The organism is Lonsdalea quercina (assembly GCF_900107885.1).
Classification (GTDB): domain Bacteria; phylum Pseudomonadota; class Gammaproteobacteria; order Enterobacterales; family Enterobacteriaceae; genus Lonsdalea; species Lonsdalea quercina.
Window position 1 is genome coordinate 306,235 of sequence record NZ_FNQS01000004.1, and the last position, 6,000, is coordinate 312,234.

The following is a 6,000-nucleotide window of genomic DNA, read 5'->3' on the forward strand; positions in this document are numbered from 1 at the left end:
TTAACATAGACAAATCACCAAAAAAGGCATTAGAATATTTGTTAGAATACGCTAGACTGGCTGAAAAAAATTAACAATTCTAAAGTTTTCACTCGAGTTTGCCGTTAAATACCCTAATAGGAAAAATCGAAATATTAATCAGTGATATTTATTAACTGTGATTTATTTCAATTATTAATAAATCCGTTTTCCAAAAAACGTTGGTCACACGAAACTCGCACAGCAAAGTGCTGTAATTCTGAGCTAAAGAGACATCAGCTCAAAATTACAAAATACAAAAGAATGCAATAATCTAATGAAAAACATCAAAAAAATAGCAACCATCGCCCTTGTTGCCACCACATTCTGCACCGCAGGCGCAGCATTCGCTGGTCCCCCGGTGACTGTCACATTTAAGAATCTGGGTACACAAGACGCGATCTATAAAATGGTGACCACGAACGAGTTAAGTTCTTATGGCAACTCAACACCTAAACCAAAAACGACAGTTCTTCCCCAATCTACTGATATTTTTATCGTCCAAAGTAAAATTATCGCCGATGCAAATGCAGCGATAATACGATATACGATGGGGAGAAAAACCTGCGAATTTAGCACCACGTTCTTAAACCAATTCATTGGTGGAGGTCTCATTCCCGGTGCTCGATCAAAGGTCCCCAAATGGTCCAAAAACGCGATATCTAGTAACGGGGCCATTTGCACTGCAACCCTCAAATATCAGAGCGTGATTGATTTTTCATGGGCTGCTGAATTCACGATGAAGTAACCCTAGTTAAAGGGCGGCTGAAAGTACCACAGGCCACCTTTTTCCATCAGCGATGACGCTAATCAAGACAATTGAGGACTCCCGATGAACAGCATTAATCAACTGGGTTCCACCGCCCAACAATCACAAGTCAGCGATCAAAACACCGTCAACTACAGCAGTGAGTCAACCCAATCACAGGCTTACAGCGCCTTGGACACCCCCACCAGCACAACGACACGGGTTTCCTCACTTTCGATTCAACTGAGCGATGCCGCCACACGCGCCGCTGAGCGAGATGCCACCACAAGCCGTAAAGGACTCGCGGCTTTCGCACAATCGACGAGTGAAAAGCTCTTCGGCGAAAGCTACACGCGCAACAAAGCGGCTCACGACGCCGAGGTGCCTGCTTCTGACGATCCACAACGACTGGCCCAAGCCCAACAGGCTACCGATTTTTCTAATGGCGAAGCAACCAACCCGTTCAAAGGGATGTCCCGCGACCAGCTGGCGCTGATTGCGTATGATGACAGCGGTTCCTTCACGGTCAACGAGCGTCGGGCTGCCCTCAGAGAAGCCGATGACCAAGAGTATCAATGGCGTGTGAAAGTGGTGGCTAAAATGATGGACGAATACCACCGCACTGGCAAGATCAGCGCAGAGAGCTACCAGGAAGTGTCGGATCACAGCAATTCGCTACCGGCGATCGAAAAAGCGCAATTGCCTGAGGGGTATGAAGTACAACAAACGTTGACACAGCTGGAAAACGGTACCGATTCAACCCAATTTAAAGATGAACTGCAATCACTAGTGGATCAGATGACTTTATCGGTAGATCGCAGCCGTCAGAAGTAAAGTTTCACGGGATCGTTGTTGGTCGCCGCTATAGCGCCCACATGGATGAAAAGCAGGCAGGAGGGAAGATGCCAACGACTGGCAACAACAGATTGATCTGCCTTGAAAAGATTACGTACGCCTACACGACAGGCGCGTCCACTCAGAACGTGTTGCATGATGTATCGTTTTCGATTCCCAAGGGCCAACGTTGCGCGATCGTCGGTGCATCCGGCTCGGGCAAGAGTACACTCCTCAACCTCATTGGATTACTGGACGAACCGACCACAGGCCGATTGCTACTGGCAGGCGAAGATATGTCTCGCGTCAATGCCGAGTCACGTGCGATAGCGCGTAATCGGCTCATCGGTTTCGTGTTCCAGAGCTTCAACTTGCTGCCACGGCTCAATGCTCTCGACAACGTGGCTTTACCCCTGCTGTATCGCGGCGTATCGCAGCCGCAAGCCCGACAGGCGGCCATGATTCAACTGAATCGCGTCGGCCTCGCCAGCCACCACCTTCACCGCCCGGCGGATATGTCAGGCGGACAGCGCCAGCGCGTTGCCATCGCCCGTGCGCTGATCGGTGAACCGGGTCTGCTCCTGGCGGATGAACCCACCGGTAACCTCGACAGCCAAACGGCGCACGACATCATCGAACTCTTACTGTCCCTAAACCACGAATACGGCACGACATTGGTGGTGGTGACTCACGATAACCGCATTGCCCAGCGCATGGCGCGCTGTATTGAAGTCTGCGACGGCCGGGTTGAAGAGAGGCGACATGCTTAACGCCCATATTCCCTTCCCCCCTAGTTCAACGCCATCGCATCGCTACGGCCCCACATGGCTACAGCTATTGCGCGAACCGGTAGAGAATTTGCGTCAGTTGGGCCGTCGGGCCGTATTGGCGCTGCTGGGGATAGCTGTAGGGTGTATGGCGGTGGTCGCTCTGCTGAATATCGGGCATAACGCTGAACATGAAGCCATGAGTGTTTTCAAAGGAATGGGGAGCGATCTGCTTGTCGCCACTATCCAGGTTCCCCTCGGCGACGCCGTCGAAACGAAGCCTGCCCTGACCGAACTGGATACCGACGCATTGCGCAAGAGGCTGCCCGCGATTACGGCGGCAGCCCCTGTGATCCCTACCAGTCTGGATGTACGTTTCAAAGGACGCACGCTGAATCCTCCACTACTCGGCAGCAATGTTGAACTGCCTAACGTACTGGGTTTGCGATTAGCGCAGGGGCGCTTCCTGAGCGTATTCGATGCGCACAGCACGCACGCCGTATTAGGGGCCAACATGGTGACGCAGTGGCAGAATGTGGGCGTCTCCGTCAACGTAGGCGACACAATCCAGCTTGGCGATTACCTGTTTCAGATCATTGGTATTCTGCAGCCCAAAGGACAAACCCCCCTGCTCCCGTTATCGCCCGACGATTCCATATTATTGCCGATTGAGGGCATGCGACGCATCGTCCCCACACCGCAGATCACCAGTGTGCTGGCGCGCAATCCCGACATCGCCACGCTAGAGCAGACTGCGCCTAGCTTGCAGCACTGGCTGGAGAGCAACATGCCCGGCTTCGAAATAGATGTGCAGATCCCCCGGGTTCTGCTGGCGGGCATGGCGCAGCAGTCGCGCCTGTTTTCCTGGCTTCTGGCCGGTCTGGGCGGTATCGCTCTGCTGGTCGGCGGCATCGGCGTCATGAACGTCATGGTGATGAACGTTGCCGAACGACGCCGCGAAATCGGTGTACGGATGGCGCTAGGCGCGCGTCCTCGAGACATTGCCCGGCTTTTTCTGTTGGAAGCGATCGTGCTGGCGACGATTGGCGCTCTCATGGGTGCCGCGGTGGGCTTACTCATCGCCTGGACGTTCGTTAATTATTCGGGCTGGTCGTCTTTTTCACTGTCGGCCGCGTCGCTTCCCCTCGGTATCGGCAGCGCCATTGCCATCGGCTTGTTCTTCGGGCTGTCTCCGGCGATGGCAGCGGCGCGCCTGACTCCGGTACAGGCATTACGTGATGCGTAGTCTATTTCCCCTTTTTATACTTTCGATCACCGCCCCTTCGGTGGCGTTGGCGCTCATGAATGAGCCGTTGCATCCCTCTCAGGCAACGCGTCAGGGCCGGCCCTCTGCGGCGGTAGCCGCTTCCTCACTTAATGCTCAGGCCATCGATCTTACGTTAAGCGATGCGATCTATCTGGGCCTGCGTGACAACCGATCGATCCGCAGCGCATATCTGGATCGGATCGCCCAAAAATTCGACCTTCGCGTCGCCGAGGACCGCTTCACCCCCAAACTGACCCTCAGTGGCAGTTATCTTTCCTATCGTAATCAGGACGACCGCTACCGTCAGGGCACCGTGACACCCACCACCACCTTGCTCACACCGTATGGCTCCCGCGTCAGCCTGGGATGGACATATCGTCACGTCAAATCCGATGACGCCGGGCTGTCACGCAATGACGGCGCCAATATCTCCCTAATTCAACCTTTGCTGCGCGGCGCGGGAAAAGATATTGCCACGGCCCCCGTTCGCCTCGCGCAGTTGACCGAGCAGGCGAACCGTCTCAACTTGAAATCCACGGTGTCGGAGACCATCACACAGGTCATCTCCTCCTATCGGACGCTATTGGAAGCGCAGGAGCAGTTGAAAATCTCGCGAGATTCTCTGGAGCGCGCTCGCCAGCTGCTTGAGGTCAACCGCGCGATGATCGCCGCCGGGCGCATGGCCGAGTTCGATATCGTGCAAACGGAAGCCGAAGTGGCTTCGCAAGAGCTGGCTTACGAAGAAACACATAATCAGCTGGATACAGCACGGCTGTCGCTGCTGCAATTGTTGGCTCTGGACCTGAATACGCCGATTGTTGCGACGGAGTCTTTGCAGGCAAAAAAAGTGAATATCAATGCGGATCGAGCGCTGCAACAGGCTGAAGCCGCCCAGCCTGCCTGGCTCTCTCAGCTTATCTACATCAAACAGGCCACCCTCAATCTGGCGGTGGCGCGAGACAGTCGGCTCTGGGATGTGTCACTTGTGGGAGGCGCGAGTCAGGTACGCAATCGCGATCCCCACAGCGGCACTTCACGCGCCTGGGAAAACTACGTAGGAATACAGGTCGACATCCCCATCGGCGACCTGAGTCCTCGCCAGGCCGAAGTGCAGGCCCAGGTCAGTGTCCGCAATCAGGAGATTCAATTAGCGGAAGCCCACCAGCAGTTAGAACGTAAAGTCACCAATGCCGTTCGTGATATCGGCACCCGCTGGCGGCAGTATGAAATCTCCCAGCGCGCGCGTGACCTTTCTCGCCGCAAGCTGGAAATTGAACGAGAAAAACTCACGATGGGCCGCTCCAGCAACTTTCAGGTGCTGAGCTACGAAAACGATTTGCGCAATGCCGAGAATGCGCGGCTCAGCGCCCTCATCAGCTATCTGAATACACAGGCTGAACTGGATCAAACGCTGGGCACCACACTGCAAAGCTGGGATATCGCACTCAATGACTAAATACCGCCTGCCAATCCTCCCGTCTCTCCTCCTCCGACATCGGCGTATAGGAGGGGGCCTCCTGATCCTGTTTCTGGTACTGACTGTTTCCATCTGGACCCCCTGGAAATCCAACGACAAAGATCCGTCACCGGATGCTCAGGCACAATGGTTACCGGTGCAACCACAGCCGCTTGAGCAGCAGCTTGGGCTGGTCGGACGCATTCAAGCTGCCCGGCAGGAAACGCTGTCTGCGCCATTTGAGGGCGTGATCCGTGAAGTCCTGGTTCAAGAAGGCCAGAGCGTGAGCGCGGACCAGACGCTCCTGCGGTTAGACACGGGGCAGATTGCCATTCAGATGCGGCAGGCTCAGACGGAGCTTCTTAAAGCTCAGCAGGCCGTCTATCAACTACGCAACTGGAGCAGTAGTCCCGAAGTCACGCGAGCCCGACGAACTGTACAAACCGCTCGTTCGACACTGGGCGTCACGCAGGCAAATCTGCGTGATACGCGGGTACTGTTCGAGCGCGGCATTGTCGCCCGGATGGAGGTCGATACGCTGACCCAACAGGCGCATACCCAGCAGCAGGACCTGCTTAACGCTGAAGAGGAGTTACACACCCTCGAAGCCCGGGGTTCAGGTGAAGAGCGCGAGATTGCCGAGATGGAGCTGGTGAATGCGCAGGTGCGTTACCAGGCGGTCAAGGCGCAAAGTGAGCGGCAAATCATCAAAGCGCCGTTTGCGGGAGTGATTATACGGCCGTCGGCACCCGATGGCGGAAAAGCGGTAATCGCCCAACCGGGTTTGCAGGTCACGCAAGGTACGCCGCTGCTCACGCTCATCGGACTGGAGCGCCTTCAGGTTCTGACCCGAGTGGAAGAAATCGACCTGCATCAGCTGAGCGAAGGTATGCCGGTACACATAACCGGT

Annotated in this window: 6 protein-coding genes; all 6 read left to right on the forward strand. The window is 55.1% G+C overall.

The genetic code is table 11. The features are described 5' to 3' along the window. Positions 1-295 precede the first annotated feature (295 nt). The gene (locus BLU64_RS08220; protein WP_026741597.1) at positions 296-766 is read left to right on the forward strand and encodes a hypothetical protein; all 471 of its coding nucleotides are present in this window, start codon (positions 296-298) and stop codon (positions 764-766) included. Positions 767-850: 84 nt separating this feature from the next. Next, the gene (locus BLU64_RS08225; protein WP_074728353.1) at positions 851-1,600 is read left to right on the forward strand and encodes a hypothetical protein; all 750 of its coding nucleotides are present in this window, start codon (positions 851-853) and stop codon (positions 1,598-1,600) included. 68 nt (positions 1,601-1,668) lie between these two features. Next, positions 1,669-2,370, forward strand: coding sequence for an ABC transporter ATP-binding protein (locus BLU64_RS08230; RefSeq protein ID WP_026741595.1), 702 nt, complete (start codon positions 1,669-1,671; stop codon positions 2,368-2,370). Beyond that, positions 2,363-3,613, forward strand: coding sequence for an ABC transporter permease (locus BLU64_RS08235; protein ID WP_026741594.1), 1,251 nt, complete (start codon positions 2,363-2,365; stop codon positions 3,611-3,613). Before BLU64_RS08230 ends, BLU64_RS08235 begins: the two co-directional genes overlap by 8 nt. 55 nt (positions 3,614-3,668) lie before the next feature. Continuing rightward, positions 3,669-5,090 carry a TolC family protein gene (locus BLU64_RS08240; protein WP_244888418.1) on the forward strand — a complete coding sequence of 474 codons (1,422 nt, stop codon included), beginning with the start codon at positions 3,669-3,671 and terminating at the stop codon, positions 5,088-5,090. Next, on the forward strand, positions 5,083-6,000 hold a 918-nt coding region (locus tag BLU64_RS08245; protein WP_083351065.1), incomplete at its 3' end, for an HlyD family secretion protein. The genes BLU64_RS08240 and BLU64_RS08245, both read left to right, overlap by 8 nt.